13 protein-coding genes are annotated in these 16,387 nt (G+C 72.7%); 6 read left to right on the top strand and 7 right to left on the bottom strand.

Annotated elements, in window-relative coordinates; genetic code table 11:
- Nucleotides 1-131: 131 nt before the first annotated feature.
- The 7 genes from STBA_RS01920 to STBA_RS01890 form a co-directional block, all read right to left on the bottom strand.
- Nucleotides 132-1,589, bottom strand: a complete 1,458-nt coding sequence (locus STBA_RS01920; RefSeq protein ID WP_077057567.1) for an aldehyde dehydrogenase (NADP(+)) — start codon at nucleotides 1,587-1,589, stop codon at nucleotides 132-134.
- The gene (locus STBA_RS01915; RefSeq protein ID WP_077057566.1) at nucleotides 1,586-3,193 is read right to left on the bottom strand and encodes an NAD(P)/FAD-dependent oxidoreductase; all 1,608 of its coding nucleotides are present in this window, start codon (nucleotides 3,191-3,193) and stop codon (nucleotides 1,586-1,588) included. The genes STBA_RS01920 and STBA_RS01915 overlap by 4 nt, the downstream gene beginning before the upstream one ends.
- A complete protein-coding gene (locus tag STBA_RS01910; RefSeq protein WP_077057565.1) occupies nucleotides 3,190-3,558 on the bottom strand; it encodes a (2Fe-2S)-binding protein in 369 nt (122 codons plus the stop codon). The genes STBA_RS01915 and STBA_RS01910 overlap by 4 nt, the downstream gene beginning before the upstream one ends.
- Before the next feature lie 6 nt (nucleotides 3,559-3,564).
- Nucleotides 3,565-4,725, bottom strand: coding sequence for an FAD-binding oxidoreductase (locus STBA_RS01905; RefSeq protein WP_077057564.1), 1,161 nt, complete (start codon nucleotides 4,723-4,725; stop codon nucleotides 3,565-3,567).
- Nucleotides 4,722-5,444 carry a GntR family transcriptional regulator gene (locus STBA_RS01900; protein ID WP_077057563.1) on the bottom strand — a complete coding sequence of 241 codons (723 nt, stop codon included), beginning with the start codon at nucleotides 5,442-5,444 and terminating at the stop codon, nucleotides 4,722-4,724. The genes STBA_RS01905 and STBA_RS01900 overlap by 4 nt, the downstream gene beginning before the upstream one ends.
- 94 nt (nucleotides 5,445-5,538) lie before the next feature.
- A complete protein-coding gene (locus STBA_RS01895; RefSeq protein ID WP_077057562.1) occupies nucleotides 5,539-6,540 on the bottom strand; it encodes a proline racemase family protein in 1,002 nt (333 codons plus the stop codon).
- Between the two features lie 107 nt (nucleotides 6,541-6,647).
- Nucleotides 6,648-7,553, bottom strand: coding sequence for a dihydrodipicolinate synthase family protein (locus STBA_RS01890; protein ID WP_077057561.1), 906 nt, complete (start codon nucleotides 7,551-7,553; stop codon nucleotides 6,648-6,650).
- A gap of 172 nt (nucleotides 7,554-7,725) precedes the next feature.
- Here STBA_RS01890 and STBA_RS01885 point away from each other — a divergent pair, with 172 nt between their 5' ends.
- From STBA_RS01885 to STBA_RS01860, 6 genes are all read left to right on the top strand, one after another.
- Entirely contained in the window at nucleotides 7,726-8,748 is a 1,023-nt protein-coding gene (locus tag STBA_RS01885; protein ID WP_077057560.1) for a sugar ABC transporter substrate-binding protein, read from the top strand.
- Nucleotides 8,748-10,295, top strand: coding sequence for a sugar ABC transporter ATP-binding protein (locus tag STBA_RS01880; RefSeq protein WP_077063035.1), 1,548 nt, complete (start codon nucleotides 8,748-8,750; stop codon nucleotides 10,293-10,295). Before STBA_RS01885 ends, STBA_RS01880 begins: the two co-directional genes overlap by 1 nt.
- On the top strand, nucleotides 10,292-11,263 hold the full coding sequence (locus tag STBA_RS01875) for an ABC transporter permease (RefSeq protein ID WP_079251653.1): 972 nt from the start codon (nucleotides 10,292-10,294) through the stop codon (nucleotides 11,261-11,263). The genes STBA_RS01880 and STBA_RS01875 overlap by 4 nt, the downstream gene beginning before the upstream one ends.
- Nucleotides 11,264-11,329: 66 nt before the next feature.
- Complete coding sequence (locus STBA_RS01870) at nucleotides 11,330-13,444, top strand: hydantoinase/oxoprolinase family protein (RefSeq protein ID WP_079251652.1); 2,115 nt, start codon at nucleotides 11,330-11,332, stop codon at nucleotides 13,442-13,444.
- Nucleotides 13,441-15,156: a hydantoinase B/oxoprolinase family protein gene (locus tag STBA_RS01865; protein ID WP_077057559.1), complete on the top strand. Its 1,716-nt coding sequence runs from the start codon at nucleotides 13,441-13,443 to the stop codon at nucleotides 15,154-15,156. Before STBA_RS01870 ends, STBA_RS01865 begins: the two co-directional genes overlap by 4 nt.
- 9 nt (nucleotides 15,157-15,165) lie before the next feature.
- On the top strand, nucleotides 15,166-16,386 hold the full coding sequence (locus STBA_RS01860) for an amidohydrolase family protein (RefSeq protein WP_077057558.1): 1,221 nt from the start codon (nucleotides 15,166-15,168) through the stop codon (nucleotides 16,384-16,386).
- The last annotated feature ends 1 nt before the right edge of the window (nucleotide 16,387 follow it).

Raw genomic sequence — 16,387 nt, 5'->3', positions numbered from 1 at the left:
TTCCGGCTTCCGGCTTTATCATGTTTTCTCCCCCAGCGCGATTGTTCGCTATGGCCGCTTCGGCCGTGCCTGTCTCACCGTAAAGCCTTCCGGCACCGGGGCCACGGCCGGTGGTGGCCCCGGCGTGCGGATCACACCGCCGGCTTGCCGTCCACCAGGCGCGGCAGGCTTTCGGGGTTTGTCTCCTTCAGCGCGTCGGGCAGCAGGTGGTCGGGGAAGCCCTGGTAGGCGACGGGGCGCAGGAAGCGGGAAATGGCGGCGGTGCCCACCGAGGTGGTGGTGGGTGCGGTGGTGGCCGGATAGGGGCCGCCGTGCTGCTGGGCGTAGGTCACCGAGACGCCGGTGGGCCACTGGTTCCACAGGACCCGGCCGGCCCGGTCGGCGAGCAGCCGCACGAGCTCGGGGGCGACGGCGTCGTCGTCCTCGCCGACGATGGTGGCCGTGAGCTGCCCGTCGAGCGCCCCCGCCAGGGCCACCAGCTGGGATTCCTCGGTGTAGGTCACGACCAGGGCGGCGGGGCCGAAGCACTCGGCCAGCAGTTCGTCCCCGTCGGCGAGGACGTCCTCGATGCTTGCGGTGAGCAGGGCGGGCGCGGGCGGGTCGGTGTAGGCGTCCTCGCCCACGGCCAGCGGGCCGACCGCGTCGTGCCCGGCCAGCTCGCCGAGCCTGCGGGCGTAGCTCTCGGCGAAGCGCGAGGTGAGCATCGGGGCGGGGCCCGGCAGGGTGGTGGAGCGCAGCCGCTCCAGGACCGCCGAGCCCTCGGGCACCGCGAGGACGCCCGGCTTGGTGCAGAACTGGCCCGCGCCCAGCGTGAAGGAGCCGACGAAGCCCTCGGTGATCTCCTCGGCTCTGGCCGCGTCGGCCGCGCGCGTGACAAAAGTGGGGTTGACGCTGCCCAGCTCCCCGTAGAACGGGATGGGCTCCGGGCGGGAGCAGGCGATGTCGAACAGTGCGCGCCCGCCCGGGATGGAGCCGGTGAAGGAGGCCGCCTTCACGCGCGGGTCGCGCAGCGCGGTCACGCCCTGGTCCACGCCGTGGATCAGGCCGAACACGCCGTCGGGGGCGCCGGCGGCCCGCAGCGCCCCGGCGACGACGGCGCCGGTGCGCGCGGACAGCCGTGGGTGGCCGGGGTGGACCTTGACCAGCACGGGGCAGCCGGCGGCAAGCGCGGCGGCGGTGTCCCCGCCGGCCACGCTGAAGGCGAACGGGAAGTTGCCCGCGGCGAAGTTGAGCACGGGACCGAGCGGCATCAGCACGCGGCGGATGTCGGGGCGTGCGCCCATGGGCCAGTCGGCGTCCGCATGATCGACACGAGCATCGAGGTAGGCGCCGTCGCGCAGGAGTTCGGCGAAGAGCCTGAGTTGGAACGTGGTCCGCTTCAGCTCGCCCGCCAGGCGGCCGTCCGGCAGGCGGGACTCCTCCTTGGCGAGCGGCAGCAGCTCGTCGGCGCGCTCGTCGAGGGCGTCGGCCACCGCGGTCAGGGTGCCGGCCCGGTCGGCCGGGCTGCGGGCGGCCCAGCCGGGGGCGGCCTCTGCCGCCCTGGCGAGCAGCGCCTCAAGCTCCTCGGGGGTGGTGGTCTGGTCCGTCATGGTGCTCCCTCGGGATCGGGGCCGGGTCGTGGGTGCTCCGGAGCGTCGGTTGGCGGGGCAAGCGGCTGGTCGTCGGCGGGGCGCGGTGCGGGTTCTGACAGTGTGAGCCCGGCGAGCTCCCCGAGCGGAACGGGCGCGGCCAGGGGCCGTTTGGCGAGCGGACGCAGATCGCTCTCCTCGGCGGGGCGCCCCGCGCGGGAGGCGAGCAGCCCGGCGGTCGCGAAGCCGCACACCCGGCCCTGGCACCAGCCCATACCGGGCCTGGCCAGCATCTTGGCCGTGCGCGGATCGCCGGCGCCGAGGTCGTCCTGCGCGGCGCTCAGGTCTCCCGCGGTGACCTCCTCGCAGCGGCAGACGGTGGTCTGCGGGGTGAGCCACTCGTTCCAGTGCTCGGGCACCGGGTGGGCGCGGTGCATCGCCGAGGCGAACGCCTCGGCCCTGGCGATCCGCCCGAGCAGGACGCGTCCGCGGCGGCGGGAGGCGGGGCGCCCTTGGTCGACGGCGGCGGTCAGCCCGGCGAGCTCGCCCTCGGCCACGGCCTTGGCCGCGCCGCCGACGCCCGTCGCCTCGCCGGCGACGTACACGCCGGGGACGTCTGTGCGCCGCACCCGGTCGACGGTGGCGACCAGCGAGCCGTCCTCGCCCTGCCCGGTCCCGGCGCCGACGGCGAGCACGAGTTCGAGTGAGGGGGTGAAGCCCCAGCCGAAGGCGACGAGGTCGGCGTCGAGCCTGCGCTCGTGGCCGGGGACGACCCGGCCCGAGCCGTCGATCCGCTCCAGGGTGACGCCGTTGACCTCGTCGTCGCCGTGGACGCGGGTGACGGCGGTACGCGTCAGGTAGGGCACCCGGTGGCGCAGCAGGGCCGCGGCGTACCCCGCGCCTTCCAGGGCCTTGGCGGGCGCGCGGGAGGCGTCGAGGGGATGGCGCAGCCAGCGGGTGGGGCGCGCGGCCTCGCAGACCGCGAGGACCTGGGCGCCGGCCTCGGCGAGCCCGGTGGCGACGGGCAGCAGGAAGGGGCCCGTGCCGGCCACCACCGCGCGGCGCCCGGCGAGGGTTCTGTGCCCCTTGAGCAGGGCTTGGACACCGCCGGCCGCCATGACCCCGGGCAGGGTCCACCCCGGCACGGGGAGCTGGCGGTCGTAGCCGCCGGGGCACAGAATCAGTGCGCGGGCGGCGACCTCCCGCGTGGCGGCGCCCCGCTCCTCGGGCAGCACGGGGGTGAGCCTGAGGGTGAACGGTGCGGCGCCCTCCCTGTCGATCGTCCAGACCTGGTGGAGCGGCAGGTGGTGGATGCGGTGGGCGCCGATGTGCCGCGCGAGTTCCCCGCGCAGCCGCGTGAAGGTGTGCCAGTCGTGATGCCCCGCGCTCTCGTCCGCGGCATCCGCGGCATCCGCGGCGTCGGCGGCGGCGCGCTCGTCCGGGTGCCGCCAGAACTGGCCGCCGGCCTGCGCCGCCGCGTCGATCAGAGCTACGCGCAGCCCCGCCGCCGCCGCGCTGACGGCCGCGGCGAGCCCCGCGGGCCCCGCGCCGACGACCGCCGCGTCGAAGACGGCGGCCCCGGGTGCCTGCCGGGTGGAGGTGGAGGTGGAGGGGGCGCGGGTCACGGCCGGTCCCTCCCGTCCGCCGCCGTGGCCCCGGGAGCGAGCCGCCCCGGCAGCGGCAGCTCCGGCGGGGCGCTCGACAGCTCCATTCCGTCGCGGGCGGGCACCAGGCAGGCGCGCTGGTTCGGCACGCCGTCCACGGTGATCAGGCAGTCATAGCAGATGCCGATGCCGCAGAAGAGGCCGCGCGGCGCGCCGTCCTTGCGGGTGCTGCGCCAGGACTTGATGCCGTGGTCGGTGAGCGCGGCGCCCACGCTCTGCCCCGGGCGCGCGGTCAACGGCGTTCCGTCGAAGGTCAGGGCCAGGTCGGCCGGGCTCGTTCGGCTGCCGGGGGCGGGCCGGTGCCCGCGGTCGTGCTGCTGTGCCATGGGGATTCACTCCTCTCCCGTGATCGCGGAGTCGAAACGTTCCGGCGCGAAGGGCGCGAGGCCCATGTCGGTCGTCCTGCCCGTCAGCGCCTGGGCGAGCAGCCAGCCCGTGCCCGCGGCCAGGCCGATCCCCGCGCCTTCGTGCCCGCAGGCGTGCCACAGCCCGGGCGCCCTGGGGTCGGGGCCGATCACGGGCAGGTGATCGGGGCAGTAGGGCCTGAATCCGCAGTAGGCGCGCAGCGCGCGAACCCCGGCCAGGGAGGGGAACAGGGTGATCGCCTTGGCCGCCAGGGCGCGCAGTACCCGCGGGGAGAGAGTGGTGTCGAAGCCCACCCGCTCCCTGCTCGCGCCGATCAGGACCGTGCCCGACTCGGTGCCCTCCACCACGGGCGAGGTCTGCAACGCCGCGTCCGAGCTGGCCACGTCGCCGACGTACTCGGCCGCGTAGACCTTGTGCCTGACGGTCGGCGGCAGCGGCTCGGTGACGAGCACGAACCCGCGGCGGGGCAGCACGGGCAGCCGCACCCCGGCGAGCGCCGCCAGCTCCCCTCCCCACGGGCCCGCCGCGTTCAGAACGGCGCCCGCGGCCACGTCCCCGTCGCGGGTGCGCACCCCGGTGACCCGTTCGCCGTCCCGCAGCAGCCCGGTGACCTCGGTGCCGGTGCGCACCTCGGCTCCCCGCTGCCGGGCCAGGCGCAGCAGGTGGGCCACGGCGAGCATCGGCTGGAGCTGCGCGTCCTGCGGATAGTAGGCGCCGGAGACCAGGTCCCTGGAGAGATACGGCTCGTACTCGGGCAGCTCGGCCGCGCCCAGGTCCACCGCGGTCACGCCCGAGGCCCGCTGCCCCGCGGTGAGCCCGGTCAGCGCCTCGGCGCTCGCCTGTGTGGCGGCGACGATGACGCCGCCCTTGTCGTCGAACTCCCACAGCCGGCCGAACTCGCCGAGCTCTTCGCGCCAGATCCGCTGGGACAGCAGCGCCAGGTCGAGTTCGGGCCCCGCCTCCTTGTCGGAGACCAGCAGGTTCCCCTCGCCGCGGCCGGAGGTGCCGCCGGCGATGTGGCCGCGGTCGACGACCAGCACCCGCAGCCCCGCCAGGGTCGCGAAGTAGGCGCTCGCCGCGCCGACCACGCCGGCGCCGACCACCACCAGGTCGGGGCGGGCCCTCATGAGCCCCTCCCCGCCCTCTCGGCGGGCACGGCGGCCACGTCGGGGCGCGCGCCGCCGGCCCACTTGCCGCGGACGTGCCCGATGTGGCGGCGCATCAGCTCCTCGGCGCCGATCCCGTCGCCGGCCTGGATCAGGTCCATCAGCCGCAGGTGTTCCTCGGCCGAGTCCCGCAGTTCGCCGCTCTCGGCCAGCGAGGCAAGACCGAGCAGCCTGGTCTGCGAGCGCAGCTGGGAGATCGTGTCCACCAGCCGGGGATTGTCGCTGTACGCGAGCAGCGTCAGGTGGAACCGCCGGTCGGCCTCCGTATAGCGGATCAGGTCGGCCTGTTCGGCGAAGTCCACGATCTCGTCGGCCAGCCGTCGCAGGCGCACGAAGTCGGCCTCGGGGATCAGCGGGCTCACCCGCCGGATGGTGGGCGGCTCGATCAGCAGCCGCAGCTCGGTGATGTGGTCCAGGTCCGCCTCGGAGATCTTGGTGACGCGGAATCCCTTGTTCGGCACGGAGGCGACCATGCCCTCCCTGGCCAGGTCGAGCATCGCCTCGCGCACGGGCGTGGCCGAGACGCCGAAGCGGGCGCTGAGCATCGGTGCCGAGTAGACCACGCCCGGCTCCATCTCCCCGGAGACGATCGCCGCCCGCAGGGCGTGCGCGACCGTCTCGCGCAGGCTCTCCCGCTTCTTGAGCACGGTGAAGTTGGATGACGAGCTCGACGTGGTCATGGCACCTTCTCGGGCGTGTACTCGGCGTGTTCTGCCGCACGTGGGCGTACGTGTGCAGTTCTCGGCGGCCCCGGCACGGCCCGGCCGCGCGGGCTTACAGCAGGAATCCTGCGGGAAACGGGTCCTCCGGGTCGAGGTGGAACTGCGAAGTGCCGGTGATCCAGGCACGCCCGGTGATGGTGGGAACCACGGCCGGCAGACCGCCGACCGTGGCCTCGTCCACCAGCCGGCCGGTGAACCGGCTGCCGATGAAGGACTCGTTGACGAAGTCCTCGCCAAGGCCGAGCAGCCCGCGCGCGTGGAGCTGGGCCATCCTGGCGCTGGTTCCCGTCCCGCACGGGGAGCGGTCGAACCATCCCGGGTGGATGGCCATGGCGTGCCGGGAGTGCGCGGCGGTCGAGCCCGGTGCCTCCAGGTAGACGTGGTGGCAGCCGTGGATGTCGGGCCGCTCCGGGTGGCGCGGCGGGTCCTCGGCGTTGATGGCGCGCATGATGGCGAGTCCCGCGGCGAGCAGCTCGTCCCTCGCCGACCGTTCGAACGGCAGACCGAGCTCGGCCAGGCGCACGATGGCGTAGAAGTTCCCGCCGAACGCCAGGTCGTAGCCGACGCTGCCCAGGCCCGGCACCTCGACGCGCTGGTCGAGGGCGGCGGCGAACGCCGGCACGTTGCGGATCGTCACCGAACGCGCGGCGCCGTCCACCACCTCGACGTCGGCGGTGATCAGGCCCGCGGGGACGTCGAGCCTGATGGTGGTGACCGGCTCCGTGACCTCCACCATGCCGGTCTCCACCAGCACGGTGGCCACGCCGATGGTCCCGTGGCCGCACATCGGCAGCAGCCCGGAGACCTCGATGAACAGCACGCCGGCGTCCGCGTCGGGACGGGTGGGCGGCTGGAGGATGGCGCCGCTCATCGCGGCGTGCCCGCGCGGCTCGTACATCAGCAGCGTGCGCAGCTCGTCGCTGTTCTCGATGAACCACTGCCGCCGCTCGGCCATGGTGGCGCCGGGGATCGTCCCGACGCCACCAGTGATGACACGGGTGGGCATGCCCTCGGTGTGGCTCTCGACGGAGTGGAAAACGCGCTTCGATCGCATGGCGTGCCTTTCAGCGTTCCTTCTGCGTCCTCGCACCGCCGCGTGCCACGGCCCGCGTGCGGGCGTCCCGGTGCGTCATGGTGCCTGACGCCGCGGCCGTGCCGCGGTCAGCGGTGGCCCGCGGCGAGCACCGCCTCGGTGGCGGCGCGCACGGCGGCCTCGGCCTCGGGGACCAGCGGCGAGCGCGGCGGCCGGCAGGGGCCGCCCTTGCGGCCGGCTATGTCCATCGAGAGCTTGATCGCCTGGACGAACTCGGGCTTGGAGTCCCAGCGCAGCAGCGCGTGGAGCTCACGGTAGAGCGTCAGGGCGCGGGCGATGTCGGCCGGGTCGCCCGAGGTGGCCAGCCGGTACAGCTCCATGCTGGCGCTCGGCAGGGCGTTGGGGTAGCCGGCGATCCAGCCGACGGCCCCGGCGAGGCCGAGTTCGAGCAGGACGTCGTCGGCGCCGATCAGCAGGTCGAGCTCGGGGGCGAGCTCGCGGATCTCGTACGCGCGGCGGACGTCGCCGGTGAACTCCTTGACGGCGACGATCAGCCCTTCGGCGTGCAGCTCGGCCAGGAACGCGGGGGACAGGTCGACGCGGGTGTCGAAGGGGTTGTTGTAGGCGACGATCGGCAGACCGGCCTTGGCCGCCTCGCGGTAGTGGGCGAGGACCGTGCGCTCGTCGGCCCGGTAGGTGTTGGGCGGGAGCAGCAGCACCGACTGGGCTCCGGCCTCGGCGGCCTGCTCGATCCAGCGGCGGGACTGGAGCACGCCGTAGGCGGCGACGCCCGGCATCACCGTGAAGCCGTCGGGCGCCGCGGCGACGGCGGTCTCGACCACGCGCGCGCGCTCGGCGTCGCTGAGGCTCTGGTACTCGCCGAGCGAGCCGTTGGGGCACACGCCGTCGCAGCCTTGCTCGGCAAGCCAGGCGACGTGCTCGGCGAAGCCGTCGAAGTCGGCCGTGAGGTCGTCGTCGAAGGGGAACGCGGTGGCGACGTGGACGCCCCGCCAGGGCTGCCGTGCAGCGGTCATGGTGATCTCCTCGTAGGTCGGGCCGCTCTAGGAGTATCAATAAAATGTCACATTGCATAGTCGGGAAGAGCAAATTTACGGTCCGGAAAATCCTTCCCGCAGACCCATTGCTCGACCCTGCGGCATGTGACATGTTACTGAACCACATATGCGAGCCACCGGGAGGTTTGGAATGAGACAGGCACCGGGGAAGGTCCTCGCGGTTGCCGCCGGTGTGGCTCTCCTGGGCTCGGGGTGCGCCCCCGATACCGGCTCCGCGGACGGCGAGTACCGGGTCGCCGTGCTCGCGGCCTCCGCCCAGAACGGCTACAACCAGGCCGTCTACGACGGCGTCGTGTCCGGGGCCGAGGAGCTCGGCATCTCCGTGGACACCAAGATCCTCGACGGCGGTTTCGACTCCACCACGCAGCTGTCCCAGCTCCAGACGGCCGCCACCGTGGGTGGCTACGACGGTGTCATCGTCGTCCCGCACGACGGGCCCAGTCTCGCCGGTGCGTTCCCACTCGCGAACTCCGTCCCCGTCATCACCGTGCTCAACCCCATCGGCCCCGACGTCGACGACATGGAACCGCAGGTCGAGGGCGTCGCCTCCACCGTGGCCGTGCCACCGAGCGACGCGGCGGCACGGCAGGCGGAGGACGTGGTGGACTACTGCGCCGAGCTCGACCCCTGCAAGGTCTCCTTGCTGGTGGGCAGCCTCTCCTCCCCGCTCGACATCGCCCGCCGCGACGCCTATCAGGGGGTGCTCGGCGAGCACGGGAACATCGAGGTGGTCAGCACCGTCGAGGGCAACTACGACCGCTACCAGTCCCTGAGCGCGGTGTCCAACACCCTCCAGTCCAACCGCGACGTCGACGCCATCCTCAGCAGCGCCGACCAGATGACCCTGGGCGCCGAGCTGGCGCTGGAGAACGCCGGCATCGCGCCGGACAGTGTGTACCTCACCGGCGGAGGCGGCACCACCGAGGCGATCGAGGCGGTCCGCGAGGGACGCTGGAAGGCCAATTACCTCAACTTTCCCGTCAGCATGGGCGCCGCCGCCATGGAGCAGCTCGCGAACGCCATGACGGACAAGCCGGTCGAGACCGTCGTGAACGCCGACACCGTCGGTCCCGATGGCGTGGAGCCCTACGCCACCCGGGAGACGCTGTCCGAGCCGGCGGCCGAGGACTTCACCGGGGAGTGGAACGGCTGATGACGGAACGAGCAGGAACAGCCGAGGCGCCGGACACCGAGCGGGCCCCCGTGGTCACCGCCCGCGGCCTCTCCAAGTGGTTCGGCGGCACCCACGCCGTGAACGGGGTGAGCCTGGACCTGCTGCCCGGCGAGGTGCACGCGCTGGTCGGGGAGAACGGCGCGGGCAAGTCCAGCCTGGGCAAGCTGATCGCCGGGGTCTACCAGCGGGACGAGGGCGAGCTGGAGGTGGGCGGCACCGGGATCGGCCGCTGGGACCCGGCAAGAGCCGGCCGCCACGGCATCGCCATGATCGCCCAGGAGCTCGCCCTGGTCCCCGAGCTGACCGTGGTGCAGAACGTCTTCCTGGGCCGCGAGCACTCCAGGGCGGGCGTGCTGCGGCCGGGTACGACGACCGAGTTCGAACGGATCGACGCGATGGCGCGATTCGGTCTGCCGCCGCACCGCAAGGTCCGCGACCTGGGCATCGCCGATCAGCAGAAGGTCGAGATCATGCGGTCCCTGGCCAGGGACGCCAAGGTCATCGTGATGGACGAGCCCACCTCCTCCCTCACCGCCCACGAGACGGAGAAGCTGCACGAGCTGATCCGCACCCTGCGGGCCCAGGGCAGGACCGTCGTCTACGTCTCCCACTTCCTCGACGCGGTCCTCGAGATCGCCGACCGGGTCACGATCATGCGGGACGGCCGCCTCGTGCGGACCGGGCCCGCGGCCGAGGAGACCAAGACGAGCCTGATCGAGGGCATGCTCGGCCGCGCCCTCGCGGTCACCTTCCCCGAGCGGGCCGCCCCCGTTCCCCCCGGGACGCCCCCGGTGCTCGAAGCCGAGGGCCTGGCCACCGCCGAGGGCGTGGTGGACGCCTCCCTGACCGTGCGCCCCGGTGAGATCGTCGGCCTGATCGGTCTCGTCGGCAGCGGGCGTTCGGAGATCGCCCGCGCCCTGTACGGGGCGGACCGGCTCACCGCGGGCAGCGTGACGCTGTGCGGCAAGCCGCACGCCAGGCCACGGCCGTGGCGGTCGATCGCGGCGGGCCTGGCCATGGTCCCCGAGGACAGGCACGGGCAGGGCCTGGTACTCATGCGCTCCATCCGGGAGAACATCTCCCTCACCCACTCCCGCAGGTTTGCCACCGCGGGCGTGATCAGCCGCCGCAGGGAACGCGCCGCGGTCGGCGAGCTGGCCGCCAGGCTCCAGCTGCGCCCCGCCAGGATCGAGCTGGAGACCCGCGGATTCTCCGGCGGAAACCAGCAGAAGGCCCTGATCGGCAAGTCGCTCCTCGGCGATCCCCAGTTCGTCATCCTGGACGAGCCCACCCGCGGCGTCGACGTCGGAGCGAAGTACGCCATCTACGAGCTGATCACCGCGCTCGCCGCGCAGGGCATCGGCGTCCTGCTCATCTCCTCGGAACACGAGGAGGTCATGTCCCTGAGCCACCGCGCCTACCTGGTGCGCGAGGGCCGCACGATCGACGAGGTCGTGCCCGCGGAGACCACCATCGACCGCATCCTCACCGTCCTGTTCGACACCGATCAGAAAGCAGCACCGTGACCGCCACCACCGCAGAGACGCAGCGCAAGGCACCCGTGCGACCACTGCTGCTGGCCAAGGATCACGCCGTGCTGATCCTGCTGGCGGCTGTCATCGTGTGGCTGTCCATCGCCAGCCCCGCGTTCTTCACGTCGGACAACATCCTCAACATCCTCAACCAGAACGCCCCGCTGGCGATCATCGCGGCGGCCGGCACGTTCGTCATCGTCTCGGGCAACTTCGACCTGTCCACGGCCAGCATCTTCGCGGTGGCCAGCGTCTCCGCCGCCTGGCTCGCCGTGGAGACGGGCAATCCGCTGCTGGCGCTGGCCGCCGCGCCGGTGATCGGGATGGCGCTCGGGGCGCTCAACGGCCTGGTCGTCGCCTCCCTGCGCATCCACTCCTTCCTGGCCACCCTGGCCTCCTCGATGGTCTACTCCGCGCTCGCGGTGCTGATCACCGGCGGCGCGCTGATCACCGTCGACGTCGATGGCTTCGCCGACTTCGGACGCGGCAGCTTCCTCGACGTGTTCATCCCGGTGTGGGTGCTGGCCGCCGTGGTCGCCGCGCTGTGGTTCCTGCTGTCGGGAACGGTCTTCGGCCGGCACGTCTTCGCCACGGGCGGCAATGCGGAGGCCGCCGAGCTGTCCGGCATCAAAGTGGACCGCGTCAAGGTGCTCGTCTTCGTGCTCAGCGGACTCGCCGCGGGCATCGCCGCGGCGATCGCGGTCTCCCGCATCTCCTCCGGTCAGCCGCAGGCGGGTGCCGGCATGGAGTTGCAGGCGATCGCGGCGATCATCCTGGGCGGCACCAGCATCCACGGCGGCGTGGGTGCGGTGTGGCGCTCGGTGGCCGGCGTGTTCCTCATCGCGCTGGTCGGCAACGGATTCGACATCATGAACTTCAACCCCCAGCTCAAGGACCTGGTCACCGGACTGATCATCCTCGCCGCGGTCGCCCTGGCCGCCGTGGGCAGGCGCTCCCGTTAGCGCCGCCCCCTTCCCGCCCAGCTCTCCGGAAGAACCACAAGCACAACGCAGGAAAGGTGCGCCCGCATGCCGCAGGACATCCGCGTCGCGATCGACGTCGGAGGAACGTTCACGGACGTCGTAAAGCTCGATCCCCGAACGGGTGAACTCCGCTTCGACAAGGTCCCCACGACGCCCGCCTCCCCGACCGAGGGCGTGCTGAACGCGTTCGACCAGATCGCGGTCGACATGCCGGACGTGGCCATGTTCAACCACGGCACCACGCTGGGCCTGAACTCGCTGCTGACCAGGTCGGGCGCCAGGGTCGCGGTCATCTCCACCCGCGGCTTCCGCGACGTGTACCTGCTCGGCCGCACCGACCGGCGCGCCATGTACGACATCCGCCACCGCAAGCAGGCCCCGCTGCTCGAGCGCTACGACACCTTCGAGGTCACCGAGCGCTCCTACTTCGACGGCACCGTGGGCGCCCCGCTGGACGAGGACGACGCGCGCCGGGTCGCGCGGGAGATCGCCCACCGCGGGTACGAGGCGGTCGCCATCGCGTTCCTGCACTCCTATGCCAACCCCGCGCACGAGGCGCGGATGCGCGACATCCTGCTGGAGAGCAGCCCTGGCATCGAGGTGACGATTTCCCACGAGCTCTCGCGGGAGTACCGGGAGTACGAGCGGACCTCCACCGCCGTCCTCGACGCCTACATCAAGCCCGTCGTGCGCAGCTACCTCCACCGCCTCGAAACCGAGCTGGCCGACCGCGGCTTCGCCGGGCGCTTCCTGATCTCCCGCTCGGGGGGCGGCGGCATGACCGGCACGGCGGCCAGGGAGCAGCCGGTCAACCTGATCCTCTCGGGCCCCGCGGGCGGCGTGGTGGGGGCGGCGGCGTTCGCCAGGCTGACGGGCAGGCCCAACCTGATCACCATCGACATGGGCGGCACCAGCCTGGACGCCTCCCTGGTGCTCGACTCGCAGCCCGTACTCCAGCACGGCACCGAGTTCGAGGGGCTGCCGATCAACACGCCCTCGCTCTACATCCACACCATCGGCTCGGGCGGCGGTTCGCTGGCGTACCTGGACGACGCCGGCGCCCTCCAGGTCGGCCCGCAGAGCGCGGGCGCGGTGCCTGGACCCGTCGCCTACGGCCGCGGCGGAACGCAGCCGACGTTCACCGACGCCGCGCTCGCGGTCGGCTACCTCGGTACGGACACCCCGCTGGGCGGCACCCTCACCCTGGACTCCGAGGGCGCCCTGGCCGCGCTCGGGGCCATCGCCAAGGACCTCGGCCTCGGCACGACCGAGCTGGCCCGCGGCATCCTCCAGATCTCCAACACCAAGATCACCGGTGCCGTGCGGGCCATCACCGTCGAGCTCGGCCACGATCCGAAGGACTTCTCGCTGCTGTCCTTCGGCGGCGCGGGCGGCCTGGTCGCGGTGGACGTCGCCCGCCAGCTCGGCATCCCTTCGGTGATCATCCCGCCGGGCCAGGGCGCGTTCTCCGCGCTCGGCATGCTCATGGCCGATGTGCAGCACGACTTCGCCAGAACCTCCGTCACCGCGCTCGCCGACGTGGACCGGGCCACCGTGGACGCGGCCTACGCCAGCATGGCGGCCGAGGCCGACGCCGTCCTGGCCGAAGAGGGCTTCGACCCCGGGCGGCGGGAGCTGGCCCGCACCGTGGACGTGCGCTACACCGGGCAGGAGCACTCGGTCAGCGTGGCGCTCCCCGAGGACGCCGCGGACCCCGCGGCCGTTATCGAGGAGGTCTTCGCCACCCTGCACGAACGGCAGTACGGGCACGTGATGGCGGACCCGCTGGAGATCACCGCGCTGCGGCTGCGGGCGGTCGGCGTGGTCGACAAGCCGGGGCTGCCCACCCTGGCCCCCCGCGAGAGCGGCGCGCCGGCCCCGCGCGGGACGCGCCAGGTGCACGCGCCCGACGGCGCGGCGGCCGCGTACGCGGTGCACGTGCGCGAGGAGCTGCTCAGCGGCGACGCCATCGAGGGCCCCGCGATCATCACCGAACACACCGCGACCACCGTGCTACACCGCGGCGACCGGCTGACGGTGGGCCGGTACGGGGAGCTGGTCATCGCCATCGGCCGGGAGGCCGGGGACCCGGCGGGCGACGAGCGGAAGAACGAGCAGGGCAGCGAGCAGGAGAGCAAGGGGAAGGGCGAGAGCCGATGACCGACGCCATCACCATCGAGATCATCCGCCACGGGCTGCTGTCGGCCGCGGAGGAGGTCGCGCGCAACCTGTGCAGGACCGCCTACAACACCGTCGTCTACGAGATCCACGACTACGGCATCGGCATCCACGACGCGGCGGGCGACGTGGTCGCCGACGCCCCGGGGATCGCGATTTTCACCCGGGGGAACGACTACGGCATCAAGAAGTCCCTCGAATTCCTCGGCGCCGACGCGATGCGTCCGGGCGACGTGTACCTGCTGAACTACCCCTACTGGTCCTCGGCGCACACCCTGGACCCGCTGGTCTTCGCGCCGATCCACTTCGAGTCCGAGCTGATCGGCTTCGCCTCCTGCCGCATCCACGTGCTCGACCTCAACCAGAAGGACCCGGGCTACGTCCTGGACTCCACGCACAGTTCGCAGGAGGGGCTGGTCTTCCCCGCCACCAGGTTGTACCGCGAAGGTGAGCAGAACACGGACGTGTTCAACGTCATCAGGTTCAACTCGCGGATGCCCGAGCGGACCATCGGAGACATCCAGGCACAGGTGTCGGCCTGCGTGACGGGCGTTCGGCGCACCCAGGAGATCGCCCGCAAATACGGCAGGGACGGCCTGCTCGACGCCATGCGGGCGATCAACGAGCACGGCGAGAAGCTCGCCAGGATCGGTCTCGGCAAGCTGCCGAAGGGCACCTGGAGCGCGACCGACTTCGTCGACAGCGACGGCGTGGACCGCGAGACGCTGGTGAAGCTGACGGCCACCGTGACCGTCACCGACGAGGAGATGGTCGTCGACTGGACGGGCAGCGCCCGCGACGTGCGCGGGCCGATCAACCTGCCGCGCGGCCAGACCGAAGCCCTCTCCAGCCTGATCTTCAAGGCGCTCACCACCCCCGACAGCCCCGTCGTCGCGGGCAACTTCGCCCCGCTCCGGGTGGTCACCGAGCCGGGCTCGGTGATGCACGCCGAGCCGCCCATGCCCACCTTCACGCTGTGGACGGGGCTCCTGGCCGGCGAGGTGATCCTGAAGGCGCTCGCCGAGGGCATGCCCGACCTGGTGCCCGCCTGCTCCGGCGGCGACGTGTGCTCCATGATGGGCCTCGGCGTCAACCCCAGGACGGGTGAGGCGTGGCAGGAGGCCACCAACGAGGCTGTCGGCTTCGGGGCCACGAGGGACGCGGACGGCGAGGACGGCATCATGCACCTGTCCGAGCCGGGATGCCGCAACAACCCGGTCGAGGTGTTGGAGACCAAGTCACCCATGGTCATCGACTCCTACGGCTACCGCCCCGACACCGGAGGCCCCGGGCGTTTCCGCGGCGGCGTCGGCGTCAGCCGCGTCTACCGCTTCACCGCCCCCGCCACCGGCATCTGCCTGGTCTACAAGACCCGCACCAACCCGTGGTCCATCGACGGCGGCGGCGAGGGGAAGCCCAACAGGATCGTGCTCAACGCGGGCACCGACCGCGAGGTCGTGCAGGGCGGCAGCTACAACCACCTCGAAACGGGCGAGACGCTGGCGAACGAGACGGGCGGCGGCGGCGGTTACGGTGACCCGTTCACCCGCGACCCGGCGGCCGTGGCCAGGGACGTCCGCAACGGCTTCGTGTCGGCGCCGGCCGCCCGCGAGCGCTACGGCGTGGCCGTCGACACCACCGACTTCACCGTCGTCGCCGCCGAAACCGCGGCGCTGCGCGCCGCGGGGAGGTGATTCCGCGCCATGGCCGCAGGCGAGCTGACCCTTGACAACGCCCTGGTCTTCGACGGCTGGTCCGCCGAGCTGTCCGAGACCTCGCTGTTCGTGCACGACGGCGCCATCGCCGAGATCGGCCCCTCGGTCACCAGGGCGGAACGGGTCATCGACGCCCGTGGCCGCGCCGTGGTACCCGGGCTGATCGACGCGCACTTCCACGCCTACGGCGTCTCCCTGCACAACCTGGAGTTCGACGCCGGGCCGCTCAGCTACCTCGCCCTGGCCGGCGCCCGCAGGCTGCGGCGGGCGCTGCACCGCGGCTTCACCACGGTGCGGGACGTGGCCGGCGGCGACCCGGGGCTCGCCAGGGCGGTGACCACGGGCCTGATCGACGCGCCGCGCTACCTCTACACCGGGCCCGCGCTCAGCCAGACCGGCGGGCACGGCGACGCCAGGCCGGCCGAGTACGACATCTGCCTGCACGGCGGCCATATGAACGAGGTCGTGGACGGCGTGGAGAACCTGCGGGTGGCGGTGCGCGAGCGCTTCCGCCGCGGTGCCCACGCCATCAAGATCATGGCCTCCGGCGGGGTGGTGTCGCCCACCGACCCGATCAGGCCGGCGCAGTACTCCGCCGAGGAGATCGCGGCGGTCACCGCGGAGGCCGCGCGCCGCGGCTCCTACGTCGCCGCGCACGCCTACTCACCGGAGGCGATCCGGCACGCCGTGGCGAGCGGCGTGCGCTCGGTCGAGCACGGCAACCTGCTGGACGAGCCCACCGCGGCGCTGCTGGCCGAGCAGGGCGCATACCTCGTGCCGACGCTGGTGGCCTACGACGCGATGAACCGCAGGGGCGACGAGGTCGGCCTGCCGGCCGCGGGCAGGGCGAAGAACGCCGAAGTCCTCGACGCCGGGCGGGTCGCCATCGAACGTGCCCACGCCGCCGGGGTGCCGGTGGGCTTCGGCAGCGACCTGATGGGCGACCTGGAGGACGACCAGCTCCTCGGCCTCCGCCTCCAGACCGAGGCGTCCGGGGCGCTGGCCACCCTCCGCTCGGCGACCTCGGTCAACGCCCGCCTCATCGGCCGGGACGATCTCGGCCGGATCGCCGTCGGCGCCCGCGCCGACCTGCTGCTGCTCGACGCCGACCCGCTGAACGACCCGGCGGCTCTGTGGGACACCGCCAGGCCGCGCCTGGTGATCCGCGCCGGAACGCCGGTGGCCGCCGGGAACGAGCCGCTCGCGTGAC

The organism is Streptomyces sp. MP131-18 (assembly GCF_001984575.1).
Taxonomy (GTDB): domain Bacteria; phylum Actinomycetota; class Actinomycetes; order Streptomycetales; family Streptomycetaceae; genus Streptomyces; species Streptomyces johnsoniae.
The sequence above is the reverse complement of the archived record's forward strand: the minus strand, read 5'-3'. Positions and strand labels throughout refer to the sequence as shown.

Coding starts and splice junctions, on each gene's coding strand:
- STBA_RS01920 (WP_077057567.1), bottom strand. CDS start 1,589: ATGACGGACCAGACCACCACCCCCGAGGAGCTTGAGGCGCTGCTCGCC.
- STBA_RS01910 (WP_077057565.1), bottom strand. CDS start 3,558: ATGGCACAGCAGCACGACCGCGGGCACCGGCCCGCCCCCGGCAGCCGA.
- STBA_RS01905 (WP_077057564.1), bottom strand. CDS start 4,725: ATGAGGGCCCGCCCCGACCTGGTGGTGGTCGGCGCCGGCGTGGTCGGC.
- STBA_RS01900 (WP_077057563.1), bottom strand. CDS start 5,444: ATGACCACGTCGAGCTCGTCATCCAACTTCACCGTGCTCAAGAAGCGG.
- STBA_RS01895 (WP_077057562.1), bottom strand. CDS start 6,540: ATGCGATCGAAGCGCGTTTTCCACTCCGTCGAGAGCCACACCGAGGGC.
- STBA_RS01890 (WP_077057561.1), bottom strand. CDS start 7,553: ATGACCGCTGCACGGCAGCCCTGGCGGGGCGTCCACGTCGCCACCGCG.
- STBA_RS01885 (WP_077057560.1), top strand. CDS start 7,726: ATGAGACAGGCACCGGGGAAGGTCCTCGCGGTTGCCGCCGGTGTGGCT.
- STBA_RS01880 (WP_077063035.1), top strand. CDS start 8,748: ATGACGGAACGAGCAGGAACAGCCGAGGCGCCGGACACCGAGCGGGCC.
- STBA_RS01870 (WP_079251652.1), top strand. CDS start 11,330: ATGCCGCAGGACATCCGCGTCGCGATCGACGTCGGAGGAACGTTCACG.
- STBA_RS01865 (WP_077057559.1), top strand. CDS start 13,441: ATGACCGACGCCATCACCATCGAGATCATCCGCCACGGGCTGCTGTCG.
- STBA_RS01860 (WP_077057558.1), top strand. CDS start 15,166: ATGGCCGCAGGCGAGCTGACCCTTGACAACGCCCTGGTCTTCGACGGC.